This window comes from Metalysinibacillus jejuensis (assembly GCF_003057615.1).
Lineage (GTDB): Bacteria > Bacillota > Bacilli > Bacillales_A > Planococcaceae > Metalysinibacillus > Metalysinibacillus jejuensis.
In genome coordinates, this window is the sequence record NZ_QAFW01000022.1 from 23,087 (window position 1) to 41,204 (window position 18,118).

At 39.9% G+C, this 18,118-nt stretch carries 16 protein-coding genes, 2 rRNA genes, 1 pseudogene and 1 riboswitch; all 19 genes and pseudogenes read right to left on the minus strand.

The annotated features are described in order from the left end of the window. Positions 1-204 precede the first annotated feature (204 nt). A pseudogene (locus DDE80_RS08505) lies at positions 205-408 on the minus strand (UvrD-helicase domain-containing protein); the annotation flags it as partial. Positions 409-440: 32 nt separating this feature from the next. Beyond that, on the minus strand, positions 441-1,133 hold the full coding sequence (gene pcrB, locus DDE80_RS08510) for a heptaprenylglyceryl phosphate synthase (protein WP_108307239.1): 693 nt from the start codon (positions 1,131-1,133) through the stop codon (positions 441-443). Positions 1,134-1,201: 68 nt separating this feature from the next. Further along, positions 1,202-1,516: a YerC/YecD family TrpR-related protein gene (locus tag DDE80_RS08515; protein ID WP_108307240.1), complete on the minus strand. Its 315-nt coding sequence runs from the start codon at positions 1,514-1,516 to the stop codon at positions 1,202-1,204. Positions 1,517-1,536: 20 nt separating this feature from the next. Continuing rightward, entirely contained in the window at positions 1,537-2,544 is a 1,008-nt protein-coding gene (locus tag DDE80_RS08520) for a DUF3048 domain-containing protein (RefSeq protein ID WP_108307241.1), read from the minus strand. Between the two features lie 31 nt (positions 2,545-2,575). Then, positions 2,576-4,300, minus strand: coding sequence for an adenine deaminase C-terminal domain-containing protein (locus tag DDE80_RS08525; protein ID WP_108307242.1), 1,725 nt, complete (start codon positions 4,298-4,300; stop codon positions 2,576-2,578). Between the two features lie 246 nt (positions 4,301-4,546). After that, complete coding sequence (gene purD, locus DDE80_RS08530) at positions 4,547-5,803, minus strand: phosphoribosylamine--glycine ligase (RefSeq protein ID WP_108307243.1); 1,257 nt, start codon at positions 5,801-5,803, stop codon at positions 4,547-4,549. 82 nt (positions 5,804-5,885) lie between these two features. Continuing rightward, positions 5,886-7,421, minus strand: coding sequence for a bifunctional phosphoribosylaminoimidazolecarboxamide formyltransferase/IMP cyclohydrolase (purH, locus tag DDE80_RS08535; protein WP_108307244.1), 1,536 nt, complete (start codon positions 7,419-7,421; stop codon positions 5,886-5,888). Between the two features lie 20 nt (positions 7,422-7,441). Beyond that, on the minus strand, positions 7,442-8,005 hold the full coding sequence (purN, locus tag DDE80_RS08540) for a phosphoribosylglycinamide formyltransferase (RefSeq protein ID WP_108307245.1): 564 nt from the start codon (positions 8,003-8,005) through the stop codon (positions 7,442-7,444). Continuing rightward, positions 8,005-9,060, minus strand: coding sequence for a phosphoribosylformylglycinamidine cyclo-ligase (gene purM / locus DDE80_RS08545; RefSeq protein WP_108307246.1), 1,056 nt, complete (start codon positions 9,058-9,060; stop codon positions 8,005-8,007). The genes purN and purM overlap by 1 nt, the downstream gene beginning before the upstream one ends. 13 nt (positions 9,061-9,073) lie before the next feature. Further along, the gene (purF, locus tag DDE80_RS08550; protein WP_108307247.1) at positions 9,074-10,501 is read right to left on the minus strand and encodes an amidophosphoribosyltransferase; all 1,428 of its coding nucleotides are present in this window, start codon (positions 10,499-10,501) and stop codon (positions 9,074-9,076) included. Next, positions 10,486-12,693 (minus strand): phosphoribosylformylglycinamidine synthase subunit PurL, encoded by a 2,208-nt coding sequence (purL, locus tag DDE80_RS08555; RefSeq protein WP_108307248.1) that lies wholly within the window; start codon positions 12,691-12,693, stop codon positions 10,486-10,488. Before purL ends, purF begins: the two co-directional genes overlap by 16 nt. Continuing rightward, on the minus strand, positions 12,693-13,358 hold the full coding sequence (gene purQ, locus DDE80_RS08560; RefSeq protein ID WP_108307249.1) for a phosphoribosylformylglycinamidine synthase subunit PurQ: 666 nt from the start codon (positions 13,356-13,358) through the stop codon (positions 12,693-12,695). Before purQ ends, purL begins: the two co-directional genes overlap by 1 nt. A 4-nt stretch (positions 13,359-13,362) precedes the next feature. Further along, complete coding sequence (gene purS, locus DDE80_RS08565) at positions 13,363-13,602, minus strand: phosphoribosylformylglycinamidine synthase subunit PurS (protein WP_108307250.1); 240 nt, start codon at positions 13,600-13,602, stop codon at positions 13,363-13,365. A gap of 53 nt (positions 13,603-13,655) precedes the next feature. Continuing rightward, the gene (gene purK, locus DDE80_RS08570; RefSeq protein ID WP_108307251.1) at positions 13,656-14,780 is read right to left on the minus strand and encodes a 5-(carboxyamino)imidazole ribonucleotide synthase; all 1,125 of its coding nucleotides are present in this window, start codon (positions 14,778-14,780) and stop codon (positions 13,656-13,658) included. Then, complete coding sequence (gene purE, locus DDE80_RS08575; protein ID WP_108307252.1) at positions 14,777-15,265, minus strand: 5-(carboxyamino)imidazole ribonucleotide mutase; 489 nt, start codon at positions 15,263-15,265, stop codon at positions 14,777-14,779. Before purE ends, purK begins: the two co-directional genes overlap by 4 nt. Before the next feature lie 118 nt (positions 15,266-15,383). After that, a riboswitch (purine riboswitch) is annotated at positions 15,384-15,481 on the minus strand. A gap of 91 nt (positions 15,482-15,572) precedes the next feature. After that, on the minus strand, positions 15,573-15,752 hold the full coding sequence (locus tag DDE80_RS08580; RefSeq protein ID WP_108307253.1) for an NETI motif-containing protein: 180 nt from the start codon (positions 15,750-15,752) through the stop codon (positions 15,573-15,575). A gap of 4 nt (positions 15,753-15,756) precedes the next feature. After that, positions 15,757-17,820 (minus strand): acyltransferase family protein, encoded by a 2,064-nt coding sequence (locus DDE80_RS08585; protein WP_235612306.1) that lies wholly within the window; start codon positions 17,818-17,820, stop codon positions 15,757-15,759. A gap of 39 nt (positions 17,821-17,859) precedes the next feature. Further along, positions 17,860-17,974: ribosomal RNA gene (gene rrf, locus DDE80_RS08590) — 5S ribosomal RNA — on the minus strand. 56 nt (positions 17,975-18,030) lie between these two features. Then, positions 18,031-18,118 (minus strand): 23S ribosomal RNA (locus DDE80_RS08595); the annotation flags it as partial.

An 18,118-nucleotide genomic window follows, 5' to 3' on the forward strand; every position in this document is an offset into this window, starting at 1 on the left:
AGGCGGAGTTTGCCGACTTCAGCGAGCTCTCATACATTAACTATGTAAGTAATTAACGCATGTCGCAGGGCTTAGGCAAGATTTCCAACCTTAAATCTAGGAAAGGATTTTCACCTTTCTATTCAGGTATAGAGTTAGGTAGTTAACTACCTCTCATTTTTATTGTTCATTGCTGAATCAGTTTGTATGAGAACAGCGCGCACCGGCTTTATTCGTAAACGTAATCGCTAAAATTTTAGAAGGGTATACTTGTTTCTCAACCATTAAATAGGCAATACGATGCGTTAAAACACGCGTTTTACCTGAGCCAGCTCCTGCCATTACTAGTAATGGCCCTTCCGTTGTCATAACGGCTTCTTTTTGCTGAGGGTTCATTCCTGCTACCAGGCTTGATGTAATATGCTCCATATTTATCACTCTCCTACGAATGTTTGTTCTTATTATAACGTATTTTTAACTTTAACGGTTGACAGCGCTGCTTTTAAATCTTCGTAAATTACATTGCCAACTACAATAGTATCGGCTACTGCCTTCATTTCTTCTGCCTGTGCCAATGTTGCAATCCCTCCGCCGTAAAACAGCCGAGTTTTAGTTAATACATCTTTAGCTGCACGTACTTTAGCGACATCTCCATACTGGCCACTATATTCCATGTAGAAAATAGGTAAAGCAAAAAACTGCTCTGCCATCCGTGCATACGCACGTACGTCTTCTACATCTAGTGCAGTTTTTGCCTTAGTAAGAGCAGCTACTTTACAATCAGGGTTTAGCACACAGTAACCTTCTGCAATTAATTCTTCCCATACTAAAATATCCCCGTACTCTTTTAAAGCTTTTTGGTGCATGCCTGTAATCCACTTGGCTTCTGTGCTATTTAATACAACAGGAATGCCGTAGGAGTCAAAACCTGGTGTAACGGCATCAAGTGCAGAAGCTTCTAACATAACAGGAATAGCATAGCGCCTTACGCGTACTAATAAATCTAGCACATTATCTAACGTAATATTGTCCGTACCTCCTACGATAATAGCGTCTGTTCCGGACTCACACACAGCTGCTAAATCCTCATCCGAAATCGTTTTTGCTGGGTCTAATTTAAAAACATGTTGCCACGCTTTGTAATCAAATTCCATTACACTAACCACCTTTTTCGTTATTCATAAAAAAAGAAACGTTGAACTTATCAACGTTTCTTATTATATCATTTTGCTTGGAATGGCTTCTCGTCTGGATAAAGACGGCCTAACATTTTATCATACGTATCATTACCATAATCGAAGCAACGACGCACGCGCGAAATTGTAGCAGTAGAAGCACCTGTTTCTTTTTTTATCGTTTCATACGTCTTTTTTAAACGTAATAAATGAGCTACTTCAAAGCGTTGTGCTAATGACTGAATTTCACTTATCGTACATAAATCATCAAAAAACTCGTAGCATTCTTCAATATTTTTCAGCTCTAAAACAGCTTTAAATAATTGATCTGTTTGATGCCCTCTAATTTTTTCGATTTGCATAGTTTTGTTCCTCCAATAAATTAGTAGTTCGTTACAGCTGTCGCAAGTCCTGGCGTCGTCGAAATAAAGTTAATCCACGTTTTCCCCGGCACTAATTTCACATAAGAGCCATCTTGCTCGATCGCTACCGGCACGCCTTGACGCATTTCCCAGCGCACATCACGCACCATGCCTTTTTGATAAATACGAGCATTGCCACTCGTATATAAATCAATCGCTTGTCGTCCAACTTCATCAATTGTAGTGTGATTCATTTCATAAAATACTACATTATCAAGCGCAACTTGCTCACCATCAAGTAAATCTGTAGTAGGGTAGCCGTTAGACGTACGCGTATATTTTTCCGTGCTCGGATTATACGTAAACGCACTCATAAATGCTGCGCCTCCTCCAAAATTAACCGCTATATTCGTTGCCTCTGTACCTTCAATCACTTTTTCTTGAGGATGATAAAACTCATGGTAAGTGCGACCGTTATACGTTAAATCTGCACCCGCTAATACTGCCGCTTCTTTTATATTATCTTTACTAATATAAGAGTTATGGGGTGCTACACGGTCTGTAGCACGCTTAAACAGTGTACCATCATAGTCCATACCATTTATGTTGTCTACTACATTATCACGCAACATTTGCTTAGCTTCTGGACTAAAACCATGTGCAATATAAAAAGCATCATAGCCTTTAGCAATGTCTACAAAATATGAACGCGCGCTACGTACAGGCCCCGCTTGTTCAGGTAATTCACTTTCATATAACGCTAAAAAGCGTGTGGTGTTGCCCTCTGCTACCATCTCGTAAATAATATCTGCGGCATTTAAGCCTGATTGTGGTCTAGCATCAGGGTGATTATTAATCGTTACGATAACAGGGCGTAACGTAGCTTCTTGCTCTACCGCTTCCCCTGTAAATGGCGTATAAAATACTTGCTTTTTGGCAGGAGCTTCTATTTTTTTAGTAGGTGTTGGTATTTCTTCTTTACTACTGCATCCTCCTAGTAGCGCTAAACTTATTAAAGCTACTGCCATCGTCCTTTTCCTCACAACAAACGCTCCCTCATTAACGCATTACTGCTGGTAGTAACACTTTATCTTTCATAACATCATAAATGCCTTTTGGTGTAATACGAATATAAGGTAGATGGATAGACATTAAAAATAACAACGTATAAATCGCATCACCTTTTTCATATCCACGCTCCGTCAAGGCTTGGCGAAGCTCTCTCTCCTGTTCAATTACTACGTCTAATTGCTCATTCGAAAAGGCCCCTGCTACTTGGAGCGGTAACTTAGCAATGACTTTATTATCTTCAACTAACGCTATGCCCCCATTCATACGTTTCACTTCTGCAAAAGCATGCATCATATCGCGTATTGTTTTTCCGATAATAATAATGTCACCTGTATTTGAATACGTTGAAGCAAAACCTTTAACTGCTGTAGCAAAGCCTTTTAATAAGGTATTAACACGCCACGTTCCGTTCTTATCAATGAGTACTAAATAGCTCTCATCATGAGTCGTAGCTAAGTCGCCATCTGTAGGTAGCGTTACTGTATAAGGTTTAGTAATTACATCATTAATCATCGTAATACCAACAGGTGTAGAAAATTGAAAATCATCTAATGTTAAATCAAAGTCTATACTGTAGTCACTAAACTCTGGGTACTCAATTAAAGTGTCATAACAACTCTCACTGTTACGCTTTACCCATGTCCCTTTAGCTAGGACACTTTCAGGCGTCGGCGAAAATTCATCTCGTAAAATATTGAGTGTAGCAAAGCGCCCTGTAGCAATTACACCGTGTAAATTAGTCATATCATAGTAACGTGCAATATTGTAAGAAGCCATTTGATAAGCATCAATTGGTGCAACCCCTTCTTGTAATGCTAGACGAATACACTTATCCATAATGCCGTCTTCATAAAAAAGTGGTGTACAGCCATCGGTCGTCATCATGAGATGATCAAAAACATTGAGTTCTTTTTCTAGCACGCCACGTAGTAATAGTGGTAAATCAGGACGAATTGAAGAGTAACGTAACGTTACACCATAACCTTGGTGCAAACGATTCTCTACTTCTTCAGCTGTCATCGCCTCATGATCACCGTCGGCTCCCATTAATTTCAAACGTGCTAGCGTACGCGGTGAACTACCGGGTAGGTGCGCCTCTACTTTTTTATGTAGACGTTTTGCGAGTTGTAAGCGAGACAACATGTGATCATCACCTCGGATTAACCTCGTCCACCCCGTTAATTCGCCACCTAATAACACATCATCTCTAGAGAGCCATTCGATAATTCGGGTGCTCGTAAAAAGTTCCTCTTCATTAGGCAATTCTGTTTGAGAGTCGAATCTTGCCCACCAATAAAAGCTATAAGGTAATGTATTTAATCGGTCAATGACAGCAAATGCTTGCTCATTTTTAAGCGCTAAAAAAAAGTTTAAGTTATCTGAAATAAATGTAGTCGTACCACTTTGAGCTGCAAAGTTCGCAAAATTATCAGGCCCATATAATTGAAAGGGATGCACGTGCGGCTCAATATAACCAGGTACAATCGTTTTGCCTGTACAGTCCATAACTTCTATTGACGCATCAGCACTCGGCATCTTCTCGCCCACATAAATGATACGATCTTTATAAATCCAAATATTAGCAGTCATCCACGTTTTAAATATACTATGCAAATAGCGCGCATTGGCTAACACTAATGTAGGTGCTACTTTACCGTCGACTACTGCTACATGCTCTCTCAACTCATCTATTTTCCATAAAGGTGCTACCATTTACCTCATCCTCCTCACAACTTTGCTATGCTACTACAATAAAAATGTTCTAGTTAATCGTATCATAGCGCTTTCATAATGCAAAGTGTTAAAGTTTTTAAAATTATCAGTATTGTACTACTATATTTTATACATAAGCGAGCTTTTTTGCACACGAAATAAAAAGGTCGCCTTATTATTTTTATCTTCTTACTTATATAACAAAAAAACTGAGATGGCAAAAGCCCACCTCAGTTATCACTCGTTTTATTTAAATGTACGCCAGCCAATATCTTTACGATAAAAGAATTTGTCCCACGTATGCTTTTCAAGCGCATCATATACTTTCTGTTGTGCTTGTTGTAAGGTAGCAGCCTTAGCACCGACTAAAATTACACGACCACCATTGCCTACAAACGTTTCACCTTCAAGCTTTGTACCCGCATGATAAACGGCGACATCTGTTGAGAGTTGTGTAAGGTCTGGTAAAGGGTTACCTTTCTCTAAATCACCAGGATAGCCTTCTGCAGCTACTACTACACCTAACATTGCTTCGTCAGACCACGTTAATTCAAATGGTTGCTCTTTCATTAACGCCATCATAAATGCACCAAAATCTGATGTCATGCGTGGTAGTACTACTTGAGTTTCTGGGTCACCAAAGCGCGCATTAAACTCGATAACTTTTGGACCATTTTTCGTTAGAATAAGTCCTGCATATAAAATACCTGTGAATGATGCCCCTTCAGCTTCCATTGCTTTTACCGTTGGCTCTACTACAGTACGATATGCTTCATCCACAATGTCTTGTGAAATTTGCGGTACCGGTGAGTAAGCACCCATACCACCTGTATTCGGTCCTTTATCTCCATCATACGCGCGCTTATGATCTTGTGCGATAACCATCGGATAAATTTGTCCTTTATGCACAAATGACATAAATGAAAACTCTTCGCCATCTAAAAACTCTTCAATGACAACACGAGAAGATGACTCACCGAAACGTTGATTACCGATCATGTCTTCTACTGCCTCAATTGCTTCTTGCTCTGTCATCGCGACAATTACACCTTTGCCGGCAGCTAAACCATCCGCCTTAATTACAATCGGTGCACCTTGCTCTTTAATATAGGTCACCGCTGCCGTTGCTTCAGTGAATGTTGCATGCGCAGCTGTAGGAATATTGTATTTATTCATTATATCTTTCGCATAAGATTTACTACCTTCAATTTGTGCCGCTACTTTTGTCGGGCCAAAAATAAGCAAATTACGCGCAGTAAAATAATCAACAATGCCTTCAGCTAATGGTTGTTCTGGGCCAACGAATGTTAAATCGATGGCGTTGTCTTGCGCGAATGTAGCAAGTGCTGCAAAATCCGTTGCAGAAATTGCCACAATTTCTGCATCTTGCTTCATTCCATCATTACCTGGTGCTACAAACACTTTTTCCACAGAAGCGGATTGTGCAAATTGCTTAGCAATCGCATGCTCGCGACCTCCGCTACCAATTACAAGAACTTTCATTGATAAAACCCTCCTATGTTAAAAAACGCGCGATGCCTCACACATCGCGCTGTTATCGTATTTGTTTAAACGTAATCCCCTATTAATGTTTAAAGTGACGAACGCCTGTAAATACCATTGCGATATTATATTTGTTTGCCATATCAATTGACTCTTGATCTTTAATAGAACCGCCTGGTTGAATAATTGCTGTGATGCCTGCTTTTGCTGCGGCTTCTACTGTGTCTCCCATTGGGAAGAATGCATCCGATGCTAATGCCGCACCTTGTGCTTTTTCGCCTGCTTGTTCAAAAGCAATTTTAGCCGCTCCAACACGGTTCATTTGACCAGCACCAACGCCTAGTGTCATTTGTGCATCAGTCACGACAATCGCATTTGATTTAACATGCTTTACTACAGCCCAACCTAATTTTAGCGCTTCCCACTCAGCCTCTGTTGGCTCACGGTCTGTCGCTACTTTAATTTCTGCATCCGCAAAGCCAAAACGATCTGGCTCTTGCACTAATAAACCGCCTTCTACTGACACGACATTAAATGCATCTTTTTTCGCTTGTTCAAACGGAATTGTAAGTAAGCGAATGTTTTTCTTTTTCGTTAAAATGTCGAGTGCCTCTTGTGAGAACGCTGGGGCAATAATAATTTCTAAGAAAATTTCACTTAACTTCGTTGCAGTTGCACTATCGACTTCTTGATTAAGCGCAATAATACCGCCAAAAATAGAAGTTGGGTCAGCTGCATACGCCTTATCAAATGCTTCTTCAATTGTTGTACCTGTACCAACACCACAAGGATTCATATGCTTTACAGCTACGGCTGCTGGCATTTCAAACTCTTTAACAATTTGTAGCGCCGCGTTGCCATCTTGAATATTATTATATGATAATTCTTTACCGTGCAGTTGCGTTGCAGACGCCAACGAGAAATCTGAACCTAAATGTTTTTGATAAAATGCTGCTTGTTGGTGTGGGTTTTCACCGTAGCGTAAATTTTGCTTTAATTCATACGTAACAGTTAAGTTTTCTGGATACATTTCGCCTGTTGCTTGTGTTAAATAATTTGAAATGTATGAGTCATATGCTGCAGTATGACGGAATACTTTAGCTGCGAGCTTACGGCGTGTTTCTAGTGTTGTTGTACCTTCAGTTTTTAATTCATTTAACACTGTAGCATAATCGTTATGGTCTACTACTACAGTTACATACTGATGATTTTTTGCAGAAGCGCGTAACATTGCTGGGCCGCCAATATCAATGTTTTCAATAGCATCTTCCATTGTTACATCAGGCTTTGAAATTGTTTCAACGAATGGGTATAAATTCACACAAACGACTTGAATCGGCTCAATACCGTGCTCGTTCATTTGCGCTACGTGTTCAGCATCATCATGTTTCGCTAAAAGTCCACCGTGAATCATTGGGTTTAATGTTTTCACACGACCACCTAAAATTTCCGGGAAATTTGTCACTTGATCTACCGCTGTTACCGCTACACCGCTATCACTTAGTAACTTATGTGTGCCACCTGTTGATAATACTTCAAATCCTAATTCGACTAAGGCTTGCGCAAATTCTACAACGCCCTCTTTATTTGATACACTAATTAACGCACGTTTCGTCACGTCGCTTTTCCTCCTCATACTCACTTTAAAATTTGGTTTAACGCTTCTGTATATAATTCATGTTCTACACGGTGAATAGCAGCTTCTGTCGCCTCTACGTCACCTTCGATAATATTAACTGCTCGCTGTGCAATGATAGGTCCCGTATCCATGCCTTCATCAACATAATGCACAGTAACACCTGTCACTTTTACACCATGTGCTATAGCTTGGCCAATGGCATCTTTGCCTGGGAATGATGGCAGTAGTGACGGATGAATGTTGACGATGCGATTTGGATACGCTTGTAATAATACTTCACTGACTAAGCGCATATAACCCGCAAGAACAATCCATTCTACTCCACGCTGTTGCAATGCTGCTATAACGGCTTGTTCATACGCCGCTTTTGTGTCATATGTTTTAGGTGAAAAAGCAAGTGCCTCAACACCCACTTTATTCGCGCGCTCCACTACAAATGCCTCCGGTTTATCTGTCACCATTACGACGAGTTCCGCATTTAACTTTTGCGCTTCAATAGCATTATGTAGCGCTTGAAAATTGCTACCACTACCTGAAGCGAACACTGCAATCTTTGGTGCCATTACACTAAACTCCCGTCATGCTCGCCATTGAAGATTACGCCTTCGCCTTTCACAACACGCCCGATAGTATATGCTTTTTCTCCGTGCTTCTTTGCAATCTCAATAACTTTGTCAGCTTCTTCTGATTTAACAGCAATGACAAAGCCAATCCCCATATTAAAGACATTGTATAAATCTTTGTCTTCTAACTGACCTTTATCTTTTAAAAATTCAAAAATAGGTAGCACAGGCCATGTACCAAGGTCAACTTCTGTAGCTAAACCTCCTGGCATCATACGTGGTAAGTTTTCATAAAAACCACCGCCCGTTACGTGTGCCATACCATGAATGTCAGCTTCTTTTAACATTTCCATTACAGGTTTTGCATAAAGTTTTGTTGGTGTTAATAAAGCTTCACCAATTTTACCTAGTGTTTCATAACCTTCTACTACAGCATCAATAGCGTAGCCGTTATCTTCAAACACAATCTTACGTACGAGTGAATAGCCATTTGAATGCACACCGCTTGATGCAATACCTACTAATACATCGCCCTCAGCAATTTTTTCGCCTGTTACGATAGCCGCTTTCTCACAAGCACCTACCGCAAAGCCAGCAAGGTCATACTCATCTTCATCATAAAGACCTGGCATCTCAGCTGTTTCGCCACCGATTAAAGCAGCTCCTGATTGTACGCAACCATCCGCTACACCTTTAACAATTTGCTCGATTTTTGCAGGCTCAGCTTTACCAAGCGCTACATAATCTAAAAAGTATAATGGCTCTGCACCTTGAGCTACGATATCGTTTACACACATCGCTACACAGTCAACACCAATTGTGTCATGCTTATCTACCATAAATGCTAACTTTAATTTTGTACCTACACCGTCAGTACCTGAAATTAGTACTGGCTCTTTTAAGTTAAGTTCAGATAAATCGAACATACCTCCAAAGCCACCAAACGTACCCATAATACCTTTTCGTGCTGTGCGCTCCACGTGTGACTTCATACGCTTCACCGCTTCATAACCCGCTTCAATATTAACGCCTGCTTGCTCATATGCTTTTGACATGCAGATTTCCTCCTTAACGTAACAGTTCTTTTTCGTGTGGTAAAATCGTATCTGGGAAAATTTCCGTTGGATAGTTTTTAGTGAAACACGCCATGCATAAGCCGCCGTTTTCGTCTTCATACTCTCGTCCAATCGAGTCTACTGTCCCATCTACGGATAAAAAGGTTAATGAATCCGCACCAATTTTTTCACGGATTTGTTCTACTGTATTATTAGACGCAATCAATTCTTCATGCGTTGATGTATCAATGCCATAATAGCAAGGATCTGTCATTGGTGGTGAGCTAATTACGACATGCACCTCTGCAGCACCTGCTTCTTTTAACATCGTAACAATGCGTCGTGAAGTTGTACCACGAACGATTGAGTCATCTACCATAATTACTCGTTTACCCTTTACTACTTGAATAACTGGCGACAACTTCATTTTTACACCACGTTCACGTAGCTCCTGCGTTGGCTGAATGAACGTACGGCCAACGTAACGATTTTTAATTAAACCAAGCTCGTACGGAATACCGCTCTCCTCAGCAAAACCAATCGCTGCTGAAATACTCGAATCTGGTACACCAGTTACAACATCTGCTTCAATATGAGCGCATTCACGTGCAAGTTGCTTACCCATACGTTTACGGGCCATATGCACGTTAATACCATCAATATTTGAGTCTGGTCGCGCTAAATAGACGTACTCCATCGTGCACATCGCACGTTTTGTAACGTCTGCAAACTGCTCAGATTTCAATCCTTCACTTGTGATGACTAAAAGTTCACCTGGTTCAATATCTCTCACAAAAGTAGCGCCAATTAAGTCAAAGGCACATGTTTCTGAAGCTACTACATAAGCATCACCTAACTGACCTAGAGATAACGGACGTAAACCATGTGGATCACGTGCTACTAACATTTCATCCTTTGTCATTACTAATAAAGAATATGCACCTTTTAATAATCCTAAAGCATTTTTCACTTTAGCGCGAAATGGTGAGTGTGTACTCTTTTTAATTAAATGCGCTAATACTTCGGCATCTGACGATGTATGAAAAATACTACCTTGTCTTTCTAAGTACTGTTTTAAATGCGAGGCATTTACAATATTGCCGTTATGTGCAATTGATAAGCTACCTGTAGATGAGTGGAATAATAAAGGTTGCACCCCTTCAATTCCTGATGCGCCGCCATCTGTTGAATAACGCGCATGTGCAATAGCACGGTCTCCTTCTACTGAACGTAATTTCTCTTCATTAAACACATCGTTGACGAGTCCTTCACCTTTTACCGCGCGTAGGTGCTGACCATCAGAAACGACGATGCCCGCACCTTCTTGACCGCGATGTTGAAGCGCATGTAAGCCATAATAGCTTAAGTGAGCGGCATTTGGGTTTCCCCAAATACCGAACACACCACACTCTTCATTTAGGCCTCTTATTTCAGCAAGCATGCAATAGCCCCTTTCCAAGCGTCACGGAACTCAGCTGTCGTACCTGTTACAAGCACACCATCTTCACCGTTAATTGTAATCGTGTTGTTGTTCGTTACAACGCCGACTTGTTTAGCATCTGTTACGATTGCTTCAAATGCTTGTACATCTTCTTGTGCTACTGTTAATACAAAACGTGATTGTGTTTCACTAAATAGCGCTGTTACTGCTTCACCTGTAAGTGTTACATCTAGGCCTAATTCATTGCCAAACACAGCTTCACATAAAGCTACAGCTAAGCCACCTTCTGATACGTCAGAAGCGGATTGTACTAAGCCTTTACGAATTGCAGCTAATACGTCTTGTTGACGTTTTGCTTCTACAGCTAAATCTAACGCTGGTGCTTTACCCGAAATTTTTCCTTCAAGCATTTGTTGAAGCTCACTACCGCCAAATTCAGGCTTAGCTTCACCTACTACATACACTGCGTCACCTGCTTGTTTTGCATCAGATGTTACAACATAATTTAAGTCTTGGATTAAACCAACCATACCTAATGTTGGTGTTGGGTAAATAGGTTTACCGTTCACTTCGTTGGATAGCGATACGTTACCACTAATAATTGGTGCATTTAGTGCTACACATGCTTCAGAAATACCGTCTGCTGATTTTTCTAATTGCCAAAATACTTCAGGCTTATCAGGGCTACCAAAGTTTAAGCAGTCTGTAACAGCAATTGGCTCTGCGCCAGAACAAATTAAATTACGAGCCGCTTCTGCCACTGCAATTTTACCGCCTGTTTCTGGATCAAGGTATACATAACGAGAGTTACAATCTGATGTCATAGCTAAGCCTTTGTTTGTACCTGCTACACGAATGACACCTGCTGATGAACCTGGTGCGACTACTGTATTAGCACGCGCCTGCGTATCAAATTGGTTGTAAACCCATTCCTTAGAAGCAATCGTAGGGCGTTTCAGTAACGCAACTAATGTTTCTTTATAATCTGTTACTTGTGGTGCTTTATTTTCCATCGCTTGGAACTCAGCAAAGTAGGCTGGCTCTTGTGAAGGCTTGTTGTACACAGGGTTATCTTCTGCTAACGCATCTACAGATACTTCTGCTACTACTTCACCTTTGTGTAGTAAGCGTAATAATTTATCGTCTGTTACATGTCCTACTGCACATGCTTCAATACCATATTTATCAAAAATCGCAATGATTTCAGCTTCACTACCTTTTTTCACAACGATTAACATACGTTCTTGTGATTCAGATAACATCATTTCGTAAGGTGTCATACCTTCTTCACGTTGTGGAATTAAATCTAAGTTCATTTCAACACCAAAGCCTGCTTTAGCAGCCATTTCAGCTGATGATGATGTTAAACCTGCTGCACCCATATCTTGAATACCAATCAAAGCATCGTGATGTACTAACTCTAAACAAGCTTCCATTAGGAGTTTCTCTAGGTAAGGGTCTCCTGCCTGCATTACTGGTAATTCATCATTTTCTTCTACTGCAACTTCTGAAGAAGACATCGTAGCACCATTAATACCATCACGGCCTGTTTTAGCACCTGCGTATAATACTGTATTACCTACGCCTGAAGCTAACCCTTTTTGCATATCTTCATGGTTAAGTAATCCCACTGCCATCGCATTAACGAGAGGTCGTTTTGAGTAACATTGGTCAAACTGAACTTCCCCAGCAATCGTTGGTACACCAATAATGTTACCGTAGCTTGCCATACCTGCTACTGCTTCTTTTAATAGGAAGCGGTCACGCGGCTCCGTTAAATCACCAAGACGTAATGAGTTAACTAAGGCAACAGGACGTGCACCCATCGAAAACACATCACGTAATACACCACCTGCACCTGTTGCTGCACCAATAAATGGCTCAATAGCAGAAGGTGAGTTATGTGATTCCATTTTAAATACAGCCGCTTGGTTATCGCCAATGTCTACGATACCCGCGCCCTCACCAGGACCTTGTAATACACGCTCGCCCTTTGTAGGGAAACGTCGTAATACAGGCGTAGAGCTTTTATATGAACAGTGTTCAGACCACATAGCCGAAAATAAACCAATTTCTGTGTAATTAGGAAGACGACCATGCATTTGTACAGCTAAGTCATACTCTTCTTCAGTCATACCTAATTGTAAGTATAATTTTTCGTCTTTTACTTGTTGCGCTGTAGGTTCAAGCATTATTGTTCACTCCAATTTTTCAAAGTAGATGCAAAGAATGGTAGACCTTGTGTACCACCGATAATTTCTTCCACTGCACGCTCAGGTAATGGCATCATGCCTAAAACATTACCTTGTTGATTAATGACACCAGCAATTGCTGCTGTACTATTAAATGACTCATCTGTATATGTGAAGGCAACTTGATTATTGTCTTGTAATTGTTTTGCTGTATCCGCATCAACATAATACGTACCAAATTGTTGAGCGTACGGTAATGCAATGACTGTATCTTGCTCATAAGCTGACGTGAATTTTGTATTATTATTAACACGTACATTCACTTTGCCCGTTTCGAACTTCAATGAAGGATTCATTAAAAATGCGCCTGGTAATAAACCGAGCTCTACTAAAATATGAAAACCACTTCCTACACCAATTACAGGCTTACCCGTAGCTGCAAAAGCTACTACTTGCTTTGCTAACTCTGTGCTTTTTGCTAATGCGCCTGGGCGTAAGTAATCGCCAAAGCTTGCACCTGTTGGTACGATAATGCCGTCATACTTACTAATATCAGCATCTTTATGCCAAATAATTTCTGAATCGCCACCTACTACTGTTGAGATCGCGTGTTGCATATCAACTTCACAACTTGTCCCCGGAAATGTTAAAATTGCGAATTTCATTGTATTACTCCCCCTCGATTTCAAAGCGGTAGTCTTCAATAACTTTGTTGATTAGTAGCTCATCACACATTTTAGTAACGTCTGCTTCAACTGTATTGCTTTCTACTTCTAGCTCGATTAACTTACCGATACGAACATTTTTCACCGTGTTATGGCCCATCGCTTGAAGTGCCTCTTTCGCTGCTGTTCCTTGTGGGTCTACAACACTTTCACGAAGTTTTACATATACATTTACTTTCGTCATTTTCATTTCCTCCTAAGAAATTGGATATATTGTAACTGCTAATTTAGCAGGTGTTACTCAGACCAAATACTTGATGCGTTAATTTCTTCTAATGTCGCGTCAATGTTTTCTGTCATGATTGTGACATGTCCCATTTTACGATTTTCTTTCGCCTCTTTTTTACCATAAAAATGGATAGACCAGTGCGGATATTTAGCAATAGCATTGGTTAACGGCATAACGTGTTGACCTAGTACATTCACCATAATAGAAGGTGCCCATAATTCAGGTTTTCGTAATGGCCAGCCGCAGACAGCACGAATATGTTGGTGAAACTGTGAAACGTTACAAGCTTCGATAGAATAATGCCCTGAATTATGTGGGCGTGGTGCCAATTCATTAATTAAAATGCCACCGTCTTTAAGCACGAACATTTCCACTGCTAACGTGCCTACGAGTTGTAAGGCATTAGCAATTTGAATGGCTGCTTGTTCTGCTTTTTGTGCCGTCGTCTCTTCAATGCGTGCAGGCACAATCGTCTCATGTAAAATATGATTCACATGAATGTTCTCTCCGATCGGTTGACAGTACGTATCGCCATTGCTACTGCGCTGTACGATTACTGAAATTTCTTTCGTAAAAGATACGAATGCCTCTGCTACACATGCCGCATGATCAAAGAGTGGTTTTGCCTTTATTAAATCTTTCTCATTGTATAGTGTTTGTTGGCCTTTACCGTCGTAACCCCCACGTGCAGTCTTCACCACACAAGGATAGCCAATAGTAGCTACTCGCTCTACTAACTCCTCATAAGTTTGCGCTACGACATACGGTGAAACTTCAACACCTGCTTCTACTAATGAAGCTTTTTCGATAATACGATCTTGCGTAATGCGTACTAATTCTGCTCCTTGAGGAACATTGGCAATTTGGCCTAAACGTTTTAGACCTTCATAATCTATATTTTCAAACTCGAATGTTATAACATCACTTACTTCAGCTAATTCTTCTAAAGCTGACTCATCATCATAATTTGCTACGATACGAATATCCGCAACTTGACCACAAGGAGAATCCATTGTAGGTTCAAGTACAGCAATCTTAAAGCCACTTTCCTTAGCCGCTAAGGCCATCATTCGCCCTAATTGACCACCGCCAATAATGCCGATTGTCTGCCCTGGATAAATCACTTTTGTCACAATAAGTCACCTGAGCTTTCAATTACTTGTGCTTTCGTACGTTCACGTCGTTGTTCTAAATTTGCTGTGATTGTTTCGTCTGTTGTAGATAAGATTTGTGCGGCTAAAAGCCCTGCATTCGTTGCACCAGCTTTACCAATGGCTACTGTAGCTACTGGTACACCACCAGGCATTTGAACGATTGATAATAAAGAATCTAAACCATTTAACGCACGGGATTGTACAGGAACACCGATTACTGGTAATGTCGTTTTAGCTGCTACCATCCCCGGCAAATGAGCAGCACCGCCTGCGCCAGCAATGATTACTCGAATCCCACGACCTCTTGCTGCCTCTGCATATTCAAACATTAAATCAGGTGTACGGTGTGCCGAAACCACCTGTTTTTCATAAGCAACACCTAACTCATCTAACACATCACATGCATGCTTCATTGTTTCCCAATCACTTGTACTACCCATAATGATACCGATTTTCGGATTCATGAATAATTCGCTCCTTTGAACAATTCCTTTTCGTTACATAAAAAAATTCCCCAAACTACTATTTTCATCTCCATGAGAAAACAGTAGTTTGAGGATTAAACACGAGGTGCTCTTTAACTCAAAGACTGATTTTCCTCATAGTCTAGCATTAAGGTGCTAGGTAGATACTCCAAAGCCAATTCTTCGGATTATATGGGGCGTAACCTTTACCCTCATATTTTATCAACTACAATAAATCTCGTCAATGAATTAAACGAACATTTTATTTTAAAGTCATATAATCGTTCGTATTTTTAACACAAAATCTTTATTCTTCGGTTGCAAGCGCTTTAAATTCGATTTTTTGGCGCAGAAGTTGCGGCTCTCCATCCACAAGCTGGAAAATCGGTTCTTCTCTTCTAGCCACTGCGATATAACCATCTTGCTTCATTCTTGTTAAACATTGTTCTATGCTTTCATCTTGTTGTACTTCATACCAAATAGCCACGCTATCACCTACCTTTTGTTTGTTTTAATGCGCTCTCTAGTGGTGCTTTTAGTGCTGGTGCTAAAGTTTTTGCATACGTTGCCGTAATGTGATTATTATCTCGATAAATCACAACATTTCCTATTACAGGCGGACATATTTCTTCATCGCAAAAATAGTCTGTTAAATCTGCAAAAATCACATTATTCGGTATGTTAGGTGTAGTTTCCCAAGGAATTGTAGGTGATACACCTTCATCTCTAGGGATAGCACAATCTAAAGGGTTGGTAGTTTTAGCTAAGCATTGAGCGATATTTTCTTTCATTCTCGGATTATCTCTAATTGCAAAAATCGTCGTTACGTCTTGTAATTTAGTCCATTGGTTAATATAACCTTGAGGAATATCAGCTCTTTTATTTAATGTAGCTGTTGTAAATACCAAATCAGGTGGATTCTCTTGCAAGGCTGCAATAACATTTTCATTCCACTCTAAACAAGTTTCAGTCAATTGCTTTTCCTTATCTTGATCTGTAAATCGGCAACCATCATGATTGTAAGAGTCTATACGAAACTCAAGTTGTTCAGCTAAAATTTCTAAAGCAGGGAACCAGTGTACTGAGTGAGACCCTCCAACCATTGCTACTACATATTTTGGATTCTCTTTTTGACCAAAAGAGCACTTCTTAACATCAACACCATCTTTACCTAAACACTCTTTATATTGATAAAAGCTAGGAAAATCTTGCACAATATCTATTTCTGAAGGTAGATAAGATTCGACTTCTGATGGTGTTATGCCATAAAGTTTAGCCATAGCACCAGGGTAATCTTCAGTGTTGCCCATGGCTATTAAACTTTGAGCCTGCACAGCATCTATTTTATTATATGCAATGAACCCAATAAAAGCGGTTAAAACCAAAGAGGCTGCTAATACGCTAATTACTTTAATACGTTGGTTTTGTATTGATAGCGGCCTAATGCGAGCTTCGATAACCTTCGTAGAAAATAAGGATAATATTAATGTAACTACTAATAAAATAACACCTTCTGTTAATGTTAAAACCGTGGTGTTTTTATAATGCTGGTAAAATAGTAGTAACGGCCAGTGCCATAAATAAATGCCATAAGTTAATCCACCTAAATACATAAGTGGCTTGTAAGTTAGTAAGTGTTGTACACCGTATGTAGGGTTGTGATTTGTAGTAATAATAATTAACAAGACACCTGTTATCGGTACTAATGCTAAATAACCTGGAAAGACTGTTGATACAGGCAATAAAACACCTGTTAAACAAATAATCGCTAGACCTAACCATCCTAAAATTACATTTAAAATATTTGACCATTTTAAATAAGGTAATAATAAAGCAAGAATGCCCCCAATACTAAATTCCCAAGCCCTAGCAAATGTATCAAAGTAAGCCCTTGGCTGATTAACAGTCGTTTTATAAACAGAATAAGATAATGATGTAACAAAGATAATTAATAAAACGCTAAGAAAAGTCTTTCTGACAGGCTTCTTAAAAACTTTACGAGCTATAAAATAACTAAATAAAATAACTACTGGCCATATTAAATAAAATTGACCTTGAATACCTAACGACCAATAATGTTGAAATGGACTTGTATCACTATCTGTTGATAAATAATCTACCGCATCAAAGGCTAGTCGCCAATTTTCATAATAAAAGACAGAAGCTAGCATATGAGGCGTTAAATTTTGCCACATATGAGGTGGTAGGAAAAATAACCCCGCTATCATAATAAAAGAAATCACGAGTAATGCTTGAGGAAACAAACGTTTAGCTAAGCCCAAAAGGAAATCAAATACGTTAATTGTTCCTTCTTTTTCCACTCGCGCTAATAGCGATGTAGTAATGAGAAATCCGGATAGCACGAAAAATACATCAATTCCTCCTGATACTCTGCCAAACCAAATATGATAAATTGCTACGAGCAATGTAGCTATTGTGCGTAACCCTTCTATCTCTGGTCGATATCGCTTAACAGGGATACGCAAATCTTTTGTATTAATAATTTTCACTCCTTTAACCAAACCATTACAATTATAACATTTTTCCCACAACAAAAAACGAGTAACTCTTAGGAGCTACTCGTTTTTTCTATTGCCTAGCGATGTTCTACTCTCGCAGGGGCTAACCCCAACTACCATCGACGCTAAAGAGCTTAACTTCCGTGTTCGGTATGGGAACGGGTGTGACCTCTTTGCCATTATCACTAGACCTTTTGAGTGTGTTCACTCAAAACTGGATAAACTTCATTGTTTTTTGTAAAGTAGTTGGTTAAGTCCTCGACCGATTAGTATTCGTCAGCTCCGTATGTCGCCACACTTCCACGCCGAACCTATCTACCTTGTCGTCTTCAAG

Coding starts and splice junctions, on each gene's coding strand:
- pcrB (WP_108307239.1), bottom strand. CDS start 1,133: ATGGAATTTGATTACAAAGCGTGGCAACATGTTTTTAAATTAGACCCA.
- DDE80_RS08515 (WP_108307240.1), bottom strand. CDS start 1,516: ATGCAAATCGAAAAAATTAGAGGGCATCAAACAGATCAATTATTTAAA.
- DDE80_RS08520 (WP_108307241.1), bottom strand. CDS start 2,544: ATGGCAGTAGCTTTAATAAGTTTAGCGCTACTAGGAGGATGCAGTAGT.
- DDE80_RS08525 (WP_108307242.1), bottom strand. CDS start 4,300: ATGGTAGCACCTTTATGGAAAATAGATGAGTTGAGAGAGCATGTAGCA.
- purD (WP_108307243.1), bottom strand. CDS start 5,803: ATGAAAGTTCTTGTAATTGGTAGCGGAGGTCGCGAGCATGCGATTGCT.
- purN (WP_108307245.1), bottom strand. CDS start 8,005: ATGGCACCAAAGATTGCAGTGTTCGCTTCAGGTAGTGGTAGCAATTTT.
- purM (WP_108307246.1), bottom strand. CDS start 9,060: ATGTCAAAAGCATATGAGCAAGCAGGCGTTAATATTGAAGCGGGTTAT.
- purF (WP_108307247.1), bottom strand. CDS start 10,501: ATGCTTGCTGAAATAAGAGGCCTAAATGAAGAGTGTGGTGTGTTCGGT.
- purL (WP_108307248.1), bottom strand. CDS start 12,693: ATGCTTGAACCTACAGCGCAACAAGTAAAAGACGAAAAATTATACTTA.
- purQ (WP_108307249.1), bottom strand. CDS start 13,358: ATGAAATTCGCAATTTTAACATTTCCGGGGACAAGTTGTGAAGTTGAT.
- purS (WP_108307250.1), bottom strand. CDS start 13,602: ATGACGAAAGTAAATGTATATGTAAAACTTCGTGAAAGTGTTGTAGAC.
- purE (WP_108307252.1), bottom strand. CDS start 15,265: ATGAATCCGAAAATCGGTATCATTATGGGTAGTACAAGTGATTGGGAA.